The organism is Buchnera aphidicola BCc (genome assembly GCF_000090965.1).
Classification (GTDB): Bacteria; Pseudomonadota; Gammaproteobacteria; order Enterobacterales; family Enterobacteriaceae; genus Buchnera_F; species Buchnera_F aphidicola_F.
Genome location: NC_008513.1, coordinates 59359 through 78742, shown reverse-complemented (window position 1 = coordinate 78742; position 19384 = coordinate 59359). Strand labels below are relative to the sequence as shown.

General features: G+C 22.8%; 17 protein-coding genes and 1 other RNA gene. 4 read left to right on the top strand and 14 right to left on the bottom strand.

Annotation, left to right across the window (positions count from 1 at the left end):
• Positions 1–8: 8 nt before the first annotated feature.
• The 10 genes from gnd to smrB all read right to left on the bottom strand — a co-directional run bounded on the left by gnd (position 9) and on the right by smrB (position 9381).
• Positions 9–1421, bottom strand: a complete 1413-nt coding sequence (gene gnd / locus BCC_RS00405) for a decarboxylating NADP(+)-dependent phosphogluconate dehydrogenase (protein WP_011672468.1) — start codon at positions 1419–1421, stop codon at positions 9–11.
• A 64-nt stretch (positions 1422–1485) separates the two neighbouring features.
• Complete coding sequence (hisIE, locus tag BCC_RS00400) at positions 1486–2103, bottom strand: bifunctional phosphoribosyl-AMP cyclohydrolase/phosphoribosyl-ATP diphosphatase HisIE (protein ID WP_011672467.1); 618 nt, start codon at positions 2101–2103, stop codon at positions 1486–1488.
• Positions 2097–2873, bottom strand: coding sequence for an imidazole glycerol phosphate synthase subunit HisF (gene hisF / locus BCC_RS00395; RefSeq protein WP_011672466.1), 777 nt, complete (start codon positions 2871–2873; stop codon positions 2097–2099). The genes hisIE and hisF overlap by 7 nt, the downstream gene beginning before the upstream one ends.
• Positions 2855–3592: a 1-(5-phosphoribosyl)-5-[(5-phosphoribosylamino)methylideneamino]imidazole-4-carboxamide isomerase gene (gene hisA / locus BCC_RS00390; RefSeq protein WP_011672465.1), complete on the bottom strand. Its 738-nt coding sequence runs from the start codon at positions 3590–3592 to the stop codon at positions 2855–2857. The genes hisF and hisA overlap by 19 nt, the downstream gene beginning before the upstream one ends.
• Before the next feature lie 4 nt (positions 3593–3596).
• Positions 3597–4187, bottom strand: a complete 591-nt coding sequence (gene hisH, locus BCC_RS00385; protein ID WP_011672464.1) for an imidazole glycerol phosphate synthase subunit HisH — start codon at positions 4185–4187, stop codon at positions 3597–3599.
• Positions 4188–5255 (bottom strand): bifunctional histidinol-phosphatase/imidazoleglycerol-phosphate dehydratase HisB, encoded by a 1068-nt coding sequence (gene hisB / locus BCC_RS00380; protein ID WP_011672463.1) that lies wholly within the window; start codon positions 5253–5255, stop codon positions 4188–4190.
• Between the two features lies 1 nt (position 5256).
• A complete protein-coding gene (gene hisC, locus BCC_RS00375) occupies positions 5257–6318 on the bottom strand; it encodes a histidinol-phosphate transaminase (RefSeq protein WP_011672462.1) in 1062 nt (353 codons plus the stop codon).
• 35 nt (positions 6319–6353) lie between these two features.
• Positions 6354–7649: a histidinol dehydrogenase gene (gene hisD, locus BCC_RS00370; RefSeq protein WP_011672461.1), complete on the bottom strand. Its 1296-nt coding sequence runs from the start codon at positions 7647–7649 to the stop codon at positions 6354–6356.
• A gap of 7 nt (positions 7650–7656) precedes the next feature.
• A complete protein-coding gene (hisG, locus tag BCC_RS00365) occupies positions 7657–8556 on the bottom strand; it encodes an ATP phosphoribosyltransferase (RefSeq protein WP_011672460.1) in 900 nt (299 codons plus the stop codon).
• A 288-nt stretch (positions 8557–8844) separates the two neighbouring features.
• On the bottom strand, positions 8845–9381 hold the full coding sequence (gene smrB, locus BCC_RS00360) for an endonuclease SmrB (protein ID WP_011672459.1): 537 nt from the start codon (positions 9379–9381) through the stop codon (positions 8845–8847).
• 273 nt (positions 9382–9654) lie between these two features.
• Here smrB and aroC point away from each other — a divergent pair, with 273 nt between their 5' ends.
• Entirely contained in the window at positions 9655–10716 is a 1062-nt protein-coding gene (gene aroC, locus BCC_RS00355; RefSeq protein WP_011672458.1) for a chorismate synthase, read from the top strand.
• Between the two features lie 255 nt (positions 10717–10971).
• Positions 10972–11865 carry a 4-hydroxy-tetrahydrodipicolinate synthase gene (gene dapA / locus BCC_RS00350; RefSeq protein ID WP_011672457.1) on the top strand — a complete coding sequence of 298 codons (894 nt, stop codon included), beginning with the start codon at positions 10972–10974 and terminating at the stop codon, positions 11863–11865.
• A 153-nt stretch (positions 11866–12018) separates the two neighbouring features.
• Here dapA and dapE read toward each other — a convergent pair whose 3' ends face one another.
• The 4 genes from dapE to BCC_RS00330 form a co-directional block, all read right to left on the bottom strand.
• Positions 12019–13149, bottom strand: a complete 1131-nt coding sequence (gene dapE, locus BCC_RS00345) for a succinyl-diaminopimelate desuccinylase (protein WP_011672456.1) — start codon at positions 13147–13149, stop codon at positions 12019–12021.
• Positions 13150–13238: 89 nt separating this feature from the next.
• Positions 13239–15236 (bottom strand): transketolase, encoded by a 1998-nt coding sequence (gene tkt / locus BCC_RS00340; RefSeq protein WP_011672455.1) that lies wholly within the window; start codon positions 15234–15236, stop codon positions 13239–13241.
• A gap of 46 nt (positions 15237–15282) precedes the next feature.
• The gene (gene tal, locus BCC_RS00335; protein WP_011672454.1) at positions 15283–16239 is read right to left on the bottom strand and encodes a transaldolase; all 957 of its coding nucleotides are present in this window, start codon (positions 16237–16239) and stop codon (positions 15283–15285) included.
• 196 nt (positions 16240–16435) lie between these two features.
• A complete protein-coding gene (locus tag BCC_RS00330; protein ID WP_011672453.1) occupies positions 16436–17659 on the bottom strand; it encodes a beta-ketoacyl synthase N-terminal-like domain-containing protein in 1224 nt (407 codons plus the stop codon).
• Between the two features lie 298 nt (positions 17660–17957).
• On the opposite strand from BCC_RS00330, the gene rsmI reads away from it, so the two are divergent.
• Together rsmI and rnpB are read left to right on the top strand one after the other, a co-directional pair.
• On the top strand, positions 17958–18785 hold the full coding sequence (gene rsmI, locus BCC_RS00325) for a 16S rRNA (cytidine(1402)-2'-O)-methyltransferase (RefSeq protein ID WP_011672452.1): 828 nt from the start codon (positions 17958–17960) through the stop codon (positions 18783–18785).
• Positions 18774–19121, top strand: an RNA gene (gene rnpB, locus BCC_RS02080) — RNase P RNA component class A. The genes rsmI and rnpB overlap by 12 nt, the downstream gene beginning before the upstream one ends.
• Positions 19122–19384 lie beyond the last annotated feature (263 nt).

Below are 19384 nucleotides of genomic sequence, written 5' to 3'. Positions count from 1 at the left end.
ATAAGAAATTATTTATCTAACCAATTAGTATGAAAAGAACCAATCTGATCAATTCTTTCATATGTATGTGAACCAAAATAATCTCTTTGAGCTTGTATTAAATTTGCTGAGGAGTTAACAGTACGATATGCATCATAATATGATAAAACATTAGTAAATATTGGGATAGATATACCATTTTTTATCGAAAGTATAACAATATTTCGTAAAGAAGATGTATATAAATTAATGATTTTCTTGAAATTAGAAGTAAATAATAAATCCACTAAATCATTATTTTCACTATAAGAAAATACAATTTCATTTAATAATTTTGCTCTGATAATACATCCTGAACGAAAAATTTTTGCAATATCAAAAAATTTTAACTTCCAGTTATAATATTCTGAAGCTTTTTTCATTAAAGAAAAACCCTGCGCATATGAAATAATTTTTCCAAGATACAAAGCTCTACGAATATCTTCAATAATTTCTTCTTTTTTAGAATCTTTAACAATAAATAATTTTGGTCCAGATAATATTGTAGAAGCAATCATACGATTTGCTTTTAAAGAAGAAAGATAACGACAAAAAACAGATTCTGTTAATATAGAACAAGGAATTTGTAGTTCTAAAGAATTTTGTGCTGTCCATTTACCAGTACCTTTATTAGAAGCTACATCTAAAATATTATCAATAATAAAATGATTTTTGTCATCTTTTTTACAAAAAATATTACTTGTAATTTCAATTAAATAACTTGATAATTCTCCTGAATTCCATTTTTTAAATGTATCTGAAATTTCTAAGTTATCCATACCTATTAAATATTTTAATAATGTATATGATTCTGAAATTAATTGCATATCACTATATTCAATACCATTATGAACCATTTTAACATAATGACCAGATCCATCTGAACCAATATATTTAACACATGCAGTATCTTTATACTTTGCAGCAATTTTTTTAAATATAGGAGAAACAATTTTATATGCTTCTTTATTACCACCAGGCATGATAGATGGTCCTTTTAATGCACCTTCTTCTCCTCCTGAAATTCCTACACCAAGAAAATGAATTGATTTTTCTTTAAGAACATTATATCTTCTTATAGAATCAATATAAAAAGAATTACCTCCATCAATAATTACATCATTTTTATTTAAATAAGGTAATATTTTTTTTATCATATCATCTATAGGTGTACCGGATTGAATCATCAATAAAATACAACGCGGAATACATAAAGAAGAAATGAAGTCTTTGACAGATCTATACGGAAAAATATTTTTAATTGGTTCATTTACTAATTTTTTAAAAGTAAAATTATAAGATCTATTAAAAACAGAAACTTTATATCCATGATTAGCAATATTAACTGCTAAATTTTTTCCCATAACACCCATTCCAATAATTCCAATATCTTTATTTTTCATGTATAACCTCTTATAAAAAAAAATATTATTTATAAATAAAAATTTAATTAAAATTTATAAAATATTATTTTTTAACACGTTTTTGTAAATTTTTAATAATTTTATATAAATTAATATTCATAGATTGTAATAAAATAAATAAATGAAATATTAAATCAGATGTTTCATTAATTATATTAACATGATTATTTTCTAAAAATGCTATAATCACTTCAACAGATTCTTCTCCAATTTTTTGAGCAATTCTATTATTTCCAGAAGAAAATAAATTAGATACATAAGAAGAACGAGAAAAATTCTCTTTTTTATTTCTAATTCTATTTTCTAATTTATATAAAAATGTATATGGTAATTGATGCGAAGATTCAAAACAACTAAATCGATTTAAATGACATGTATTTCCTGCAGGATTAACTTTTACAAGAATAACGTCTGTATCACAATCAGTACTAATATTTTTAACATATAAAAAATTTTTAGAAGTTTCTCCTTTAATCCAAATTCTTTTTTTTTTTCTAGAATATAAAGTAAACAATTTGTTACTAATCATTTTATCGAATGCTTTTTGATTCATATAACCGAACATCAATATTTCTCCAGAAATATAATGTTGCGCAATAGCAGGAATTAAACCATTATTTTTTGTCCAATTTAAATTTTGTAAATTTTGATCAATTAACATACTCTTACCCTAATTCCGTGATTAAACAAAAAATTTTTTAAATTTGAAATAGAAATAATATTTTTATGAAAAACAGAAGCAGCTAAAGCACCATCAACTTTAGCAATCTGAAAAACATTTAAAAAATCATCTATTTTTCCCGCACCACCTGAAGCAATTAAAGGTACAGTACAAATTCTTCGTATTTTTTTCAATTGAATAATATCATACCCCTCTCTAGTACCATCAGTATTCATAGTATTAACAACGATTTCACCAGCACCTAATTTTTGTACATATCTTATCCATTCTAGAGTATCCCATGATGTCTTAATAGACTTATGTTCATCTCCAGTATATTGATAAACTTGATATTTTTTTTTATCTATATTAAACCATGAATCTACTCCAACTACAATACATTGAGAGCCAAATCGATCTACTAAATCACTAATTAACCTAGGATATTTTAATGCAGAAGAATTAATAGATATTTTATCTGCTCCTGATGATAAAATTAATTTAGCATCTTTAACAGAAGAAATTCCTCCAGCAACTGAAAAAGGAATATTAATGATTTCAGCAATCTTAGAAATCCATTTAATATCTAATAATTCATGCTTAGGAGACGCTGAAATATCATAAAAAACTAATTCATCAATACCATTTAAAGAATAATATTCTGCTAAATCTAAAATTTCTCCTATAATAATTTGATTACGAAATTTAATACCTTTAACCACTTTTCCATTTTTAACATCTAAACATGCAATTATTCTTTTAGCCAACATTTACTTGCCTCCAAAAAAGTAAATTTGTTTTCTAATAACGCTCGACCAACAATAACATGTTCAACATTATTTTTTTTTAAATTATATATATCAGAAATAGAATTTATTCCTCCAGATGATTGTAAAACAATATTTGGAAATTTATTTTTTAAATACTTATATAATGATATATTAGGACCTGAAAAAGTTCCATCTCTTGAAATATCAGTACATAAAATATTTTTTAAACCATATGGTATAAATTGTTTAATTGCATCATCTAAATTAATTTCAGTAGTTTTTTTCCATCCTTGAATAGCTATTTTATTTTCTTTTTTTGTATTGATATTAATATCAACAGATAAAACAAAATTTTTAGAACCGTAATTTTTTAACCATTTTTTAAATTTATTAGGATATAAAATTGCAGAAGTTCCAATAACAATTTTAGAAACTCCAGCATGAAATAAATTTTCTATATCTCTTTTTGAACGAATACCACCACCAACTTGAAAAGAAACATTCTTAAAATTAGAAAAAATATTAAACATGCTTTTTTGTCGATTTTCTGGATTATTACATCCATCTAAGTCAACTAAATGTATATATGTAGCTCCCTGATATATATATTTCTCAATTTGTTTAAATATATCTTTCTTATAAGATATTTTATTATTATAATTTCCCTGATATAATCGTACAATTTTGCCATGAATAAAATCTAATGATGGAATAATCATATATTTATATCTCTAAAAAATTTTTAATTAATTGTTCTCCAGGAATTCCTGATTTTTCAGGATGAAATTGTACACCAAAAAAATTATTTATTGCTATAGAAGAACAAAATTTAATACTATGTGTTGAAGAAGAAATTGAATATTTATTTTCTACCATATAATAACTATGTAAAAAATAAAAATAAGAATTGTTATCTATATTTTTAAATAAAATATGTGAATTTTTATAACAAACTGTATTCCATCCAATATGTGGTATTGAATAATCTTTAGAAGGTAATTTTTTAATAGAACAAGAAAGCTTATTTAATAAAGAATATTTACCTCCCTCATAACTATATTTACCTAATAATTGCATACCTAAACAAATACCTAAAATAGGCTGATTAGTATATTTTATAAGTGAAAATATTTTTTTTTTTTTTAAAATATAAAGAATATAAGCTGCTGTACCTACACCTGGTAAAAATATTTTTTTAGCTTTTTTAATATCACATATTGAATCAGTAACATTAACATTATAACCTAATCTTTTAATAGAACTATACAGTGAAAAAAGATTAGAACAACCAGTATTAATAATTACAATAGACATTTAAAATAAACCTTTTGATGTCGGTAAAATAGTTCCTTCTAAAAAAATAGCTTGTTTTAAAGCACGTCCAAATGCTTTAAATAAACTTTCTGCACAATGATGATCATTTTTTCCAGTAGCGTGTAAATGAATTGTAGCTTTCATAGATTGACTTAAAGAATAAAAAAAATGCTCAATCATACATGCATTCAAATCACCAATATATTTATATTTAAAGTTTGTATAAAAAGATAAAAATGAACGACCGGATAAATCAATAATACAAGAACAAATACTTTCATCCATAGGTAAAGTAAAACCATATCTTGCAATACCAATTTTATTTCCAATAGCTTTTTTTAAAGCTAAACCTAGTGTTATTCCAAGATCTTCTATTGTATGATGATCATCAATTGATAAATCTCCAATAACATTAATATACATAAAAATTCCACTATGTATTCTAATTTGATCAAGCATATGATTTAAAAAATTAATTCCAGTAAAAATATAATTCTTAATGGGGAAATCTAAACTTATTTTAACAAATATTTTTGTTTCTAATGTATTTCTTGAAATTTCTGATATACGATTAGGGTAAGTCAATTTTTTAACAATATCTTTCCAAGTAAAATATTTTGAATGATACAAAAAACTTTTAATTCCTATATTTTTAGCTAGTTGTATATCAGTATCTCTATCTCCAATTACATAACTATTTTTCTTATCAAATTCAATATCATTTATTAAATTTTGAACTAAAGAAATATTTGGTTTTCTACAGTTACAATAATTATTAAGAAAATGTGGGCAAATTAAAATAGTTTTAAAAAAAATATTTTCAGAAGAAAAAATATTTAACATTAAATTTTGTATTTTACTAAATTTACTAATTGGAAAAGACGAACTACCTAATCCATCCTGATTAGTAATCATAACTAATTGATAGTCTAAATGAATTAATTTTAAAAGAGATGAAATAACATTTCTTTCTAAAAAAAATTTGTTTAAAGAATCAATTTGAAATGTTTTTTTAGGCTCTTTAATTAAAGTACCATCACGATCAATAAATAAAAATTTTTTTTTCATCTTATATTTTTCCTTTATATATAGATAAAACATTAATTAATTCTTGACATTCATGAATGGTGCCTATAGATATTCTTAAACAATTTTTTAAACCTAAGTTATGTGATTGATCACGGACTATAATTCCTTTAGATATTAAATATTTAAAAATAGTTTTAGATTCAGCAAATTTTATAAGAATAAAATTTGCTTCACTATGAAAAATATTTTTTATATATGAAATTTTTTTTAATTGATCAATTAAAAATTTTTTATTTTTTAAAATTCTTAATATATTTTTTTGCATTAAAAAAATATTTTGAGAACATAAAGATTGTATAGCAATATCAGATACAGGTATAGATATAGGATAAGGAGCTAATACTTTTTTTAAAATTTTAATAATTTTAACATTAGATAAAACAAAACCGCACCGAATAGCAGATAAACCAAATGATTTAGATAAAGTTCTTAAAATAATTAAATTATCAAAATTATTTAATTCGGAAACAAAACTATATTTAATAGAAAAATCAATATATGCTTCATCAATAACGATTAAAGTAGTTTTAGAAACTGAATTAATAATTCTGATAATTTTATTGCGTGAAAAAAAATTACCAGTAGGATTATTCGGATAACAAATATAAATAATTTTAACATTATTAATTTTTTTTTTTATATTTTTTATATCTAATTGAAAATTAGATAAAATCGGAATAATAATTTTTTTAATATTAAAAATATTAGCAATTACATTATACATATCATAAGTAGGTGGAAAAAACATAATCTTATCAATATTAGATTCACAAAAAGTACGAGTTATAATTTCAATTCCTTCATCAGCACCTCTAGTTATTAAAATTTGATTAATAGGTACTCCGGAATATAGAGAATATTTTTTTAATAATTTATATGGTTGAAATTCTGGATATCGATTTAAATTATTAAATTTATATTGAATATTATTTATCCATGGAGATTCATTAGCATTTAAATAAATACGCCCTTGTATTCCGATACGACGTGCTGATTGATATGGTTTTAAAATACTTATATGTTTTGGAATTAATCTTTTCATATTATTGTGACTCTTACATAATAAAATTTTTATTTTTATAAAAATTTTATTCTAGTTACTATTGATTGATTATGAGCATTCATTCCTTCCATAAGAGATAAAGTTGCAATACTCTTTGATAATGATTGTAATGCTATTTTAGTCATTTTTTGTACTGTAATTATTTTCTGAAAGTCGGAAACACGTAAAGAAGAATAAGAGTTAGCGTATCCATATGTGGGTAACACATGATTGGCTCCTGTAATATAATCACCTGCAGCTCCAGGTGTCCACTTTCCTAAAAATACTGATCCCGCATTATTAATATATTTCAAAAAATTCTTTGAATTTTTAATATGTAGAATAAGATGTTCAGGGGAATATAAATTAGATATTTTAAAACATTCTTTTAAAGAATTAACAACAATAAATCTACTATTTTTTAAAGAATGTAAAATAATGTTTTTGTTAGGTATTAATAATAATTGTTTTTGAATTTCTTTAATAACATTTTTAACTATAAAATTTTTTGTACACAATAAGATTACTTGTGAATTTTGACTGTGTTCAGCTTGAGAAAGCAAATCTGAAGCAATAAAAGCAGGATTTGATAAATCATCTGCAATTACTAACATTTCAGAAGGGCCTGCAGGCATATCAATAGATGTTAACGAACATTGACTAACTTGTAATTTAGCTTCTGTAACAAAAATATTACCCGGTCCAAAAATTTTATCTACAAATTTTACTGTCTCAGTACCTAATGCTAATGCAGCAATAGAATGAGCTCCTCCCAATTGAAGAACAGTATAAATTTTTAATATCTTAGCAATATATAAAATTTCATTACTAATAGGAGGCGGAGAACATAATGTAATATTATGACAACCAGCTAATTTTGCTGGAATAGATAACATTAACGCAGTAGAAACTAATGGATGATTTCCTTTAGGTACATATAATCCTACTGACTGAATTGGTCTATATATATGTTTACAATATACTCCGGGATATGTTTCTACAATTAAATCTGAAAGAATTTGTTTAGAATGAAAATTATTAATATTACTTAAAGCAATAGAAATAGCATCTTTAAATTTTTTAGATACTAAATTAGAAGAATTGTCAATTTTTTTTCTAGAAATATAAAAACTTTTACATTTAAAATTATCAAATTCTAAATTATATGAATGTAAAGCTAAATCTCCATGTTTTTTAACATTATCTATAATTTTAAAAACTAATTCTTTAATATTTTTATTACTATTGATATGAGGTCGAGATAATACATGAATTTTTTCTTTTTTAGTTAATATATTCCAGTAAAAAATATTTTTATTTATATTCAACATAATAATTTCATTCCATCATCTTTTCTATTGGTAATACCAAAATAGAACTAGCTCCTAAAGATTTTAATTGTTCCATAGTTTCCCAGAAAATTATTTCACTACTAACCATATGTAATGCTACTTTATCTGGATTACCGAATAATTCTAAAATCGTCGGTCTTTCTGCACCTTTTAATAAATCAGTTACTTTATTTAACTTACTCTTTTCAATATGTAACATAATATATTTTGATTCTCGAGCTTTAATAACACCTTGAATACGATTTAATAATTTTTTAATAAAATGTCTTTTTTCAGGTATCATATATTTTTCTTCACGAGAAATCAAACATGCTCGAGAATTATAAATTGTTTCTACTTCTCTTAATCCATTAGCTTCTAATGTTGCTCCAGTGGAAACTAAATCACAAATAGCATCAGATAAACCAGAATTATAAGCAACTTCTACAGAACCATTTAATACAAAAGGTTTAAAAGGAATATTTTTTTTATCAAAATATCTTTTTAATAAATTTGGATATGAAGTCGCAATACGAGAATTTTTTAAACATAAAATTCCAGAATATTTCATATCAAAAGGAACTGATAATGATAAACGACAAATACCAAAATCAAGATTTTGTAAAATAGCATATGAAACTGTTTCTTCTGAAAATAATCTAGTTAAACGTTTTTCTTCTAAAACATTCAAACCGATAATTCCTAATTCTACTACACCATCCATAATTAAACCAGGAATATCATCATCACGAACTAACATAACATCAATTGGCATATTTTCAGCAAATGCAATTAAACTAGATTTTTGTAAATTAACTTTAACTCCACAACTTTTTAATAAATTTTGTGAATCATAACTTAATCTACCAGATTTTTGTATTGCTAAACGTATACGATTTTTATTCAATTTTATTACCTTATTTACTATAAAAAATAAATTTAATACAGAAATAATATTATATTTATAATAAATAAATTAATAAAAATTATTTATTACACTATAAATATTTTATTTAAAAAATATTATTTTTAATAAAATATATATTTTTATATATTATTTTTAATACAAAATTATTATAATCTTAGATTATAAAAAATAATTTTTAATATAATTAAAAATCTAATAAATTGAAATATTAAATAAATTTAATCAAGTTATTATAATTATAATATATTAAATTAATAATTTCCATATTTAATCTGAATAATTATTTTTTAAAAAAATTAATATAGCTGCATCATTACCAAATATTTTTGGTGCTTGATGAAAAGCCACAATATCAGGGTGTTTAGACAACCAAAAGGGAATATGTTTTTGTAAAATTCCTTTTCCGTATCCATGAAGAATACTTGCGCATAAAAAATTTTCTTTATGACAAATCATATCATTTCCTAATTCTTTTTTAGCCTGATACAAATTCATTCCATGTAAATCTAAAACAATTTCTGGTACGTACTCTCCTTTTTTCAATTTTTTAAGATCAATATTATAACGCATATTACGAACAAAACAAATAGGATTATTAGTGAAAAAAAAAGAATTTCTATCTACAAAATCTTTAAAATAATAACTATGTGCTTCTTGTTCTAAAATATTTTTATAATATGACCTATAATTTTTATTATTAGAATTAATATGATAAATTTTATCTTGAATAATTTTTTTAACTCCTTTCATATGATATAAAAAAATTTCTGCTTCATTTGAATTAATTAAATTATTTTTTTTCATATAAAAATTTTCCAAAGTTTTTACTAAATTTTATAAAATATAAAAATATATAAAATAATTTATTTTAATAAAAAAGAAATATAATTAAACAAATTTTTAGAAATTATTAATAATTAAATCAAAAATATTTTTTATAAATCTTTCGTATAAATATAAATTATTTTAATAATATATATAGATTAATATAATTAATTAATTATTTATTTTAAATAAATAAAATATTATAATAATAAAATAATATTTCTTTATTTCTTGCAAACTATGAGGTAGAAAATGCCGGGAAATTCAATTGGAAAAATATTTAAAGTTACTACATGTGGGGAATCACATGGACCTATGTTAGCAGGAATTATTGATGGAGTTCCGCCTGGTTTATCTTTAAACAATAAAGATATTCAATATGAATTAAATAGAAGAAGACCGGGTTTTTCTAAATTTACATCACAAAGAAGAGAAAAAGATAAAGTAGAAATATTTTCAGGAATATTTAAAGGAATAACTACTGGAACAAGTATAGGCATAAGAATAAAAAATATAGATATTAGATCACAAGATTATTCAGAAATTAAAAATTTATATCGACCTAATCATGCTGATTATACATATGAAAAAAAATATGGAATCAGAGATTATAGAGGTGGAGGAAGATCCTCAGCTAGAGAAACAGCTATTCGAGTAGCTGCTGGAGCTATTGCTAAAAAATATTTAAAATTACAACATAATATAAAAATTAGAGGATATTTGTCACAAATAGGATCAATTTATTGTCCATTTCAATCTTGGGAAGAAGTAGAAAAAAATCCTTTTTTTTGTAGTAATTCAGAAAAAATAAAAAAAATTATACATTTTATCAAAAAATTAAAAAAAAGTGGAAATTCAGTAGGAGCAAAAATTACTATTATTGCTAAAAATGTTCCTATTGGATTAGGAGAACCTGTATTTGATAGACTAAATGCTGAAATTGCACATTCTATAATGAGTATTAATGCTGCTAAATCTATTGAAATTGGAGATGGAATTCATGTAGCTAAACAAACAGGAGTTGAACATAGAGATGAAATTCTACCTAACGGATTTTCTAGCAATCATTCCGGAGGAATATTAGGTGGTATTAGTAACGGGGAAGAAATTATTGTACATGCAGCTTTTAAACCTACATCTAGTATTAAAATACCGGGAAAAACAATAGATACATTTGGAAAAAAAAGATTTATTATAACAAAAGGAAGACATGATCCTTGTGTAGGAATTCGAGCTGTTCCAATTGCAGAAGCAATGTTAGCAATTACATTAATGGACCATGTTTTACGTTTCAAAGCTCAATGTGGAAAATAAAATTTTAATATAATATAAATTACATTATTTCAACTAAAAAAAATATTTTATTTTTAAAAATTCTCCAAAATATATTTTATATATATAAAAAATACTTATAAAAACTAAATACATATTTTTATAAAAAATTTAATAAAATTTAAAATACAAACATTTTATATACTAAAATAAATCTATAAAATATAGAAAAAAAATAATTTTACAATTTAAATTATAAAATTATTTAATTAATTCTTATTTTAAAAGGAAAAAAAAATGTTTAAAGGTAGCATTGTTGCTCTTATCACACCTATGGATATTAAAGGAAATATTTGTAAAAAAAGTTTAAAAAAATTAGTTAAATACCATATTAAAAATAAAACAAATGCAATAATTTCAGTAGGTACTACAGGAGAATCAGCTACTCTAAATAAAAATGAACATACAAATGTTATTATGCATACATTAGAATATGCAGATGAAAAAATACCAATTATAGCTGGTACAGGATCTAATGCAACTTCAGAAAGTATTCTTCTAACTAAAAAACTTGAATTATCAGGTATTTCAGGATGTTTAAATATTACTCCGTATTATAATAAACCAACCCAAGAAGGTTTATATTTACATTTTAAATCTATTTCAGAAAGTACTGATTTACCTCAAATTTTATACAATGTACCACATCGAACAGGGTGTGATTTATTACCTCAAACAATAGCTAAATTAGCAAAATTTAAAAATATAATTGGATTAAAAGATGCGTCTGGTGATTTATCTAGAGTTAATCAAATAAAATCATTAGTTAATAAAAATTTTATATTAATTAGTGGAGATGATACAACAGCTTTGGATTTTATCCAACTCGGAGGAAATGGAGTAATCTCAGTAACAGCAAATATTGCAGCTAGACATATATCAAAAATCTGTAAATTAGCTTTGGCTGGAAATTTTTATAAAGCTAGAAAAATAAATGAAAAATTGAAGATTTTACATAATCTTTTATTTAAAGAAACTAATCCAATACCTATTAAGTGGGCAGCTAAATATATAGGCCTTATAGAGACCGACAAAATTCGATTACCTATGACACAACTATTAGATAAAAATAAAAAAAATCTTAAAAAAATAATAAATTTACTACAATTAAACAAAAATAAATTTTTATAAAATAAATTTAATAAAACATATTATCTATATTTATATAGAGTATATTATACTATATAAAATATTTATTATTTTAAAAAAAATATATTTTATGCAATGATAAAAATTTATCATTGCATGAAAATATCAATTCTAAAAATATCTTCTAAAAGAAGATCATAATAATAACTTTTCTAAAAAACTATAATAAATATTTTGTAATTTTAATAAATCATTAATATACACATATTCATTAACTTTATGAATAGTTAAATTCGGTAAACCAAATTCTATTATTTTATCAGTTAAATTAAAAATAAATCGTGCATCAGAAGTACCACCATTATTTTTAATTTTTGGAATAATATTTGTATGTTTATATATACATTTAGTTAATAAATTTAAAAGAAAATTCGATGATGATAAAAATGGTTTTGCATGATATGTCCAAAAAATAGAATATTTTATTAAATATTTATTTAATAAATTTTCTACAATTCTTATTATTTTTTTTTTATTTACTAAAGTATTAAAACGAATATTAAAAAAAACTCTTAATTCTCCTGGAATCATATTTAATGTACAATTTTTTTCAGAAAATATTTTAGAAATTTGAATACTTGTAGGTTCAAAAAATAAATTACCTTTATCAAAAATTAAATTAGACAAATCTAATAAAAATGGAATAGAATTATGAATAGGATTTAAAAATAATTTTGGATAGGCTATATGTCCTTGAGTACCATAAATCATTAAATCTGCTGAAAGAGATCCTCGTCGACCATTTTTAACACAATCTCCTAAAATTTTTTCACTAGTAGGTTCTCCTACTAAACAAAAATCAATTACTTCTTTTTTTTCTTTTAATATTGAAACGACTTTTCTAATTCCGTTTTTTCCTGAAGTTTCTTCATCAGAAGTTATTAAAAATGATATTCGACCTTTATGATTCGGAAATTTTTTAATAAAATTTTCTACTGCAATTAACATAGCTGCAATAGAACCCTTCATATCAGCTGAACCTCTACCAAATAACTTACCATCTTTTATAGTTGCTACAAATGGTGAAGTTTTCCACTTTCTAGTACTTCCAGCTGGAACAACATCAGTATGACCTAAAAAAGTCACTGTCTTTCCCTTTCCTCTATAAGCCCAAAAATTTTTTGTATCTTTTAAATTTATTCGTTCTATAAAAAATCCCAATAATTGAAGACGTTTAATTAAAATCTCTTGACAACCTAAATCTCGAGGACTAATTGAAGATATATTAATTAATTTTTTTGAAAGATTTAAAACATTAGTATGCATAAATATATATCCTAATGTTATTTATATATAATTTAAATATTTAAAATAAAGAAATTCTATTTTTATTTTATTGAACTTATAAAAAATTTTTAACTAAAAAATTTTTTAATAATACGTAAAACAATTTTCTTTACTGAAAAACCAAACAATTTAAATAATTTATTTCCTGGTCCAGATTCTCCAAAAGAATCAATTCCTATTCTAATACCTTTAAAACCTATATATTTATACCAATAATCACTAATGCCAGCTTCAATAGATACTCGATTATATATTGAATCTGGTAAAACTAATTCACGATATTTTAAATTTTGATTATCAAAACAGTCAGTAGATACCATGGATACAACTCGAATATTATAATTTAACTCATATAATTTTTTTGCTACTTTTATAGCTAAAGGTATTTCTGATCCAGTTGCGATAATAATTAAATCAATATTTGTCCCATATTCTCTTAAAATATAAGCACCTTTAAAAACAAGTTTGATTTGATCATTTGTTTTTAAATATTGTTTTATATTCTGTCTAGATAATATTATAGCTGTAGGACCATCTTTTCTTTTTATTCCATAATACCAAGAAACAGCAGTTTCTACAGAATCACAAGGTCTCCAAACACTTAGATTCGGTATATTTCTTAAAGAAGAAATATGTTCTATAGGTTGATGCGTTGGACCATCTTCTCCTAATCCAATAGAATCATGAGTATAAATAAATATTTGTTTTGTTTTCATTAATGCAGACATACGTATTGCATTACGTGCATAATCTACAAATACTAAAAATGTAGCCGTATAAGGAATAAAACCACCATGATGATAAATACCATTAGCAATAGCCGTCATTCCAAATTCTCTTACTCCATAATGAATATAATTTCCTCTTAAATATTTTTTAATAGACTTAGATCCAGACCATTTAGTTAAATTACTAGGCGCTAAGTCAGCTGAACCTCCGAGTAATTCAGGTAAAAATTTTCCGATATTTTCTAAAACTTTTTGTGATGCTTCTCGTGTAGAACAATTCGTTAATGAATGATTAAAATTAAATAATAATTTCCTTATTATCTCATTAAAGTTATTAGGTAATATATTATTAATACGACGAATATATTCATTTGATAAATCTAAATATTTTTTTTTGTATTTATTAAACAGATTATTCCATTTTTCTTCTGCTTTATTTCCAGAATCACAAGCATTCCATAATTTATAAATATTTTTTGGAATAAAAAAAGGAGCATAAGACCATTTTAATTTTTTACGTGTTAACAATACTTTCTTGTTTCTCCCTAAAGGAGCTCCATGAACAGAAGATTTTCCAGATTTATTTGGTGAACCAAATCCAATAATAGTATTACAAATAATTAGAGAAGGTTGTAAAATATTTTTTTTAGCAATTATTATAGCTTTTGAAATTTCTTCTGAATCATGACCATTAATTTCTATTACATGCCAATTATATGATAAAAAACGTTTTTTTGTATCATCAGTAAACCAATCGGAAATTTCACCATCAATAGAAATACCATTTTTATCATAAAAAACAATTAATTTACCTAAACTTAAAGTACCTGCTAAAGAACAAGATTCATGAGAAATACCTTCCATTAAACATCCATCACCTACAAAAATCCAAGTATAATGATCAATAATATTAAAATTTTCTCTATTAAAATATTGCGCTAATAATTTTTCTGAAATAGCCATTCCTATACCTGAAGCTAAACCTTGACCTAATGGTCCAGTAGTAATTTCTACTCCAGGCGTACAATTAATTTCAGGGTGACCAGGTGTTTTAGAATAACAATTTCTAAAATTTTTTAAATCTTCTATAGATATATTATATCCGGAAAGATGTAATAAACTATATAAAAGCATAGAAGCATGTCCATTAGATAAAATAAATCTATCTCTATTAAACCAAGCAGGATTATTCGGATTATGTTTTAAAAAATCTCTCCATAATACTTCAGCAATGTCCGCCATTCCCATAGGAGCACCTGGATGACCAGATTGAGCTTGTTGAATAGCATCTATACTTAAAAATCTTAATGCATTTGATAAATCTTTTCTAGATAACATATACCTTCCTTATATATAAAAATAATTTTTTAAAATAATAAAGTAATTATAATTTATCAAATAAAAAATTTTCTAATTCTTGTTGATCACTACTAAACTGACGAATACCTTCAGATAATTTTTCTACCGCCATAGCGTCTTCATTATGTAAAAATCGAAATTCAGATTCTGATAATGCATTAGGTTTAGTATTAACTTTAGTAATCTTTTTTACATCTAATTTTTTTATTAAAATATCTTTTTTCATACTTAATTGTTTTAATAAATCTAATGAAATAGTTATACGATCACAACCAACTAATTCTTGTATTTGTTCTAATTTTCGAAAACTAGCACCCATAATAATAGTTTTATAACCATATTTTTTATAATAAAAAAATATTTTTTTTAATGCTATTACACCAGGATCAGTATTAGAGCAATATGGAGAATTTAAATTAAATTTTTGATACCAATCATAAATTCTACCTACAAAAGGAGATATCAAAAATACATCCGCATCAGCACATGCACGAGCCTGAGCAAAAGAAAACAATAATGTCAAATTACATAATATTCCTATTTTTTTTAACTGACGTGCAGCTTCTATACATTCCCAAGTAGCAGCTAATTTAATTAATACCCTTGAAGTATCAATTCCATTATTGTTATATAATTTTATTAACTTAATAGCTTTTGAGACACATTTTTTAGTATTAAATGATAATCGAGCATCAATTTCAGTTGATATATATCCTGGAATATATTTTAAAATTTCAATACCAAATCCTACAGAAATCATATCACTGGCATTTTTAACTTGTGTTAATTTATTACCTCCAATATCTTTAGCATATTGAATAGAATTATCAATTATATAATTATATTTATTAGATAAAACACTTTTTAAAATCAATGTTGGATTTGTTGTTGCATCATTTGGTTGATATTTTTTTATATAATTTATATCACCACTATCTACTACTACTGTAGTATATTTCTTTAAATATTCTAATTGATTCATATGTTTAACCTTATAGTATAAATATATACAAAAAAATAATATTTAATTCTTAAAATCATTTAAAATCAATAAAAACCTAAATTATTTTATTATTAATAAAATAATTTATATATTATAAATATAATTTTATAATAAAAAATTTTTAATAAAAACTATTTATATTTTTAAAAAAAATTTTTTTAATATAAAAGTTATTTTAATATCTATTAAATCTTTTAATCACTAAACAAACATTTGTACCACCAAAACCAAAACTATTTGAAATTGCAATATTAATAATTTTGTTAATTCTATTCTTTACAATATTCATATTATAAATTCTTTCATCTAAACATTCTATATTAATACTAGGAGCAATAAAACCATATTTTAACATTAAAATAGTATAAATAATTTCTTGTACACCTGATGCTCCTAAAGAATGACCTGTAATAGATTTAGTAGAGGATATATATGGAAGATAATCATATTTTTTAAAAACTTTTTTAATAGCCATTAATTCTTTAATATCACCAATTTGTGTTGATGTGCTATGAGCATTTATATAATCTACTGATTCTGTAATATTTTTTAATGCATTTCTCATGCAGCGTATAAAACCATCACCAGATGGTAAAGTAATACTATTTCCATCACAAGATGTACCATATCCAATAATTTCTGCATATATATTAGCATTTCGTGATAATGCAAAATTTAATTCTTCTAATACTAAAATTCCACTACCACCTGAAATCACAAATCCATCTCTATATTTATCAAATGCTCTAGAAGATAATTCGGGTGTATTATTAAATTTAGAGGATAATATTTTCATTGCATCAAATTGACATGCTAATTCTACACTTAATTCTTCCGCACCACCTGCAAAAATTATATCCTGTTTTCCAGTAGTTAAAAGTTCATAAGCATGAGCAATGCAGTGGGCTGAAGTTGCACAAGCTGAACTTACAGAATAACTCATTCCATAAATTTTAAAAAAAGATCCTAAACAAGCAGAAATAGAAGATGACATATTTTGAATTGCAGCATAAGGACTTAAATAATTAGAATTATTATGTATTCTTTTAAAAATTGATTTATAGAATTGAGTAGATCCACTTCCTGATCCAATAATAATTCCCACTCTAGGATTTTTCATAAATATTTCAGTATCTAAATTACTACTTGTAATAGCATCTTTCATAGAAAGATATGAATATATCGATGCTAAATTCATAAATCTCAAATATTTTCTAGGTATTTTACTAATTTTTTTTTTTGATATATTTCCCCAAACTGTACTATATAAACCATAATTTTTCATTTCTTGAGAAAATTCTATTCCAGAAAGACCATATTTTAATGATTTAAAAATATTTTTTTCAGAACTACCTAAACTTGATAAAATACCAAATCCCGTAATAACTATTCTTTTCAAAAATTATTTTCCTATTTACTAATACATAATTTTTATAAAACAAACAATATTCATTTTATAAAATAATATATGAAATTAAATTTAAAATTTTTATATTAAATTAATAAAATATTAATAATTTATATAATATATTATTTTTTGTTTTTTTAAATATGTTATAATAAAATTATTTATTTAAATTAATATTTAAATTAACATTTGAATTAATTATTAATTAATATTCTCATATTATATTCTTAACAATAATAAAGATTTATAAAATTATGTATAAAAAAAAAATAATTTAGGATTATTATACATTGTACCTACACCTATTGGCAATATATTAGATATAACATATCGATCTATTAATATTTTAAAAAAAGTAGATTTTATTATTTCTGAAAATAAAAAATATACTTCTATTTTATTGAAAAAATTTTTTATTATAAAAAAAATGTTTTCATATCACTTAGTTAATGAAAAATTAAAAACAAAAAAATATATTAAAATGTTAAAAGATGGAAAAAATCTTGCTCTAGTTTCAAATGCTGGAACTCCTTTGATTAATGATCCTGGATATTTATTAGTCAAACAAGCATATTCTAATAATATTAGAGTTGTTCCGTTACCGGGAGCATGTGCTGCAATTTCTGCATTAATTTCTTCAGGTTTAAAAACTAATCGATTTTGTTATGAAGGATTTTTACCAAAAAAAAAAAAAAAACTAAAAAAAAAAATATACTCTTTAAATAATGAAAAACGTACAACTATTCTATATGAATCACCTAAAAGATTAATTAATACAATTAAATTAATAAAAAAAATTATGGGTCCTAAAAAAAAAATATCAATCTCTAAAGAATTAACAAAAAAATGGGAAAAAATAAAAACCGGGACAACTCAAAAATTTTTAAAAAAAATAAAAAAAAATAATTATTGGAAAAAAGGAGAAATTTTAATAATAATTAATGGTATTAAAAATAAAAAAAAAAAAATTTCTTCAAAAATATTACAAACATTATCAATATTAAAAAAAGAAATGAGTTTATCAAAAGCAATTAAAATAACTGCAAAAATATGTAGATTTAATAAAAATATATTATATAATAAAATTATTAAAAAAAAAAATGATAAAGTTAGTTGAACAGTCGCTATTTAATATTTCTATATTAAATAGAGGAAAGTCCGGGCTCCGTAAGGCAAGACGCCAGATAACGTCTGGGAAGAGAAATCTTACGACTAGTGCCACAGAAAATAAACTATCTATATAATTTAATAGATACAGGTGAAAAGGTTCGGTAAAAGCGTACCGCAGAATTGGTAACAATTTTGGCTAGGTAAACATCCGTCTGGAGCAAGGCTAAATAAGAAGAGTATAGCCTGTACTTATCTTCGGGTAAGCTGCTTGAATTAATAAGTGATTATTAATCTGGATAAATGACTGTGTAAACAGAACCCGGCTTATAAATTAACTTATCTTTTTTTAAAAAAATAATATATATATTCATATATATATTATTATTATTCTATAATTTAAATTTTTCTTATAATAAAATAAAAATAAAATACAATTTTTTATTACAATAATTGATAATATAAAAAAAAATAAACTATATATTTGATTAAACTACTAAAAAAATACTTTTATTAAAAAGATATTATATAGTTTAATTTCCTATTTAAAAACTACATTTTTCTTTTAGAATAATTATCTATTAAAAAATTTAATTTATATTAGAATAA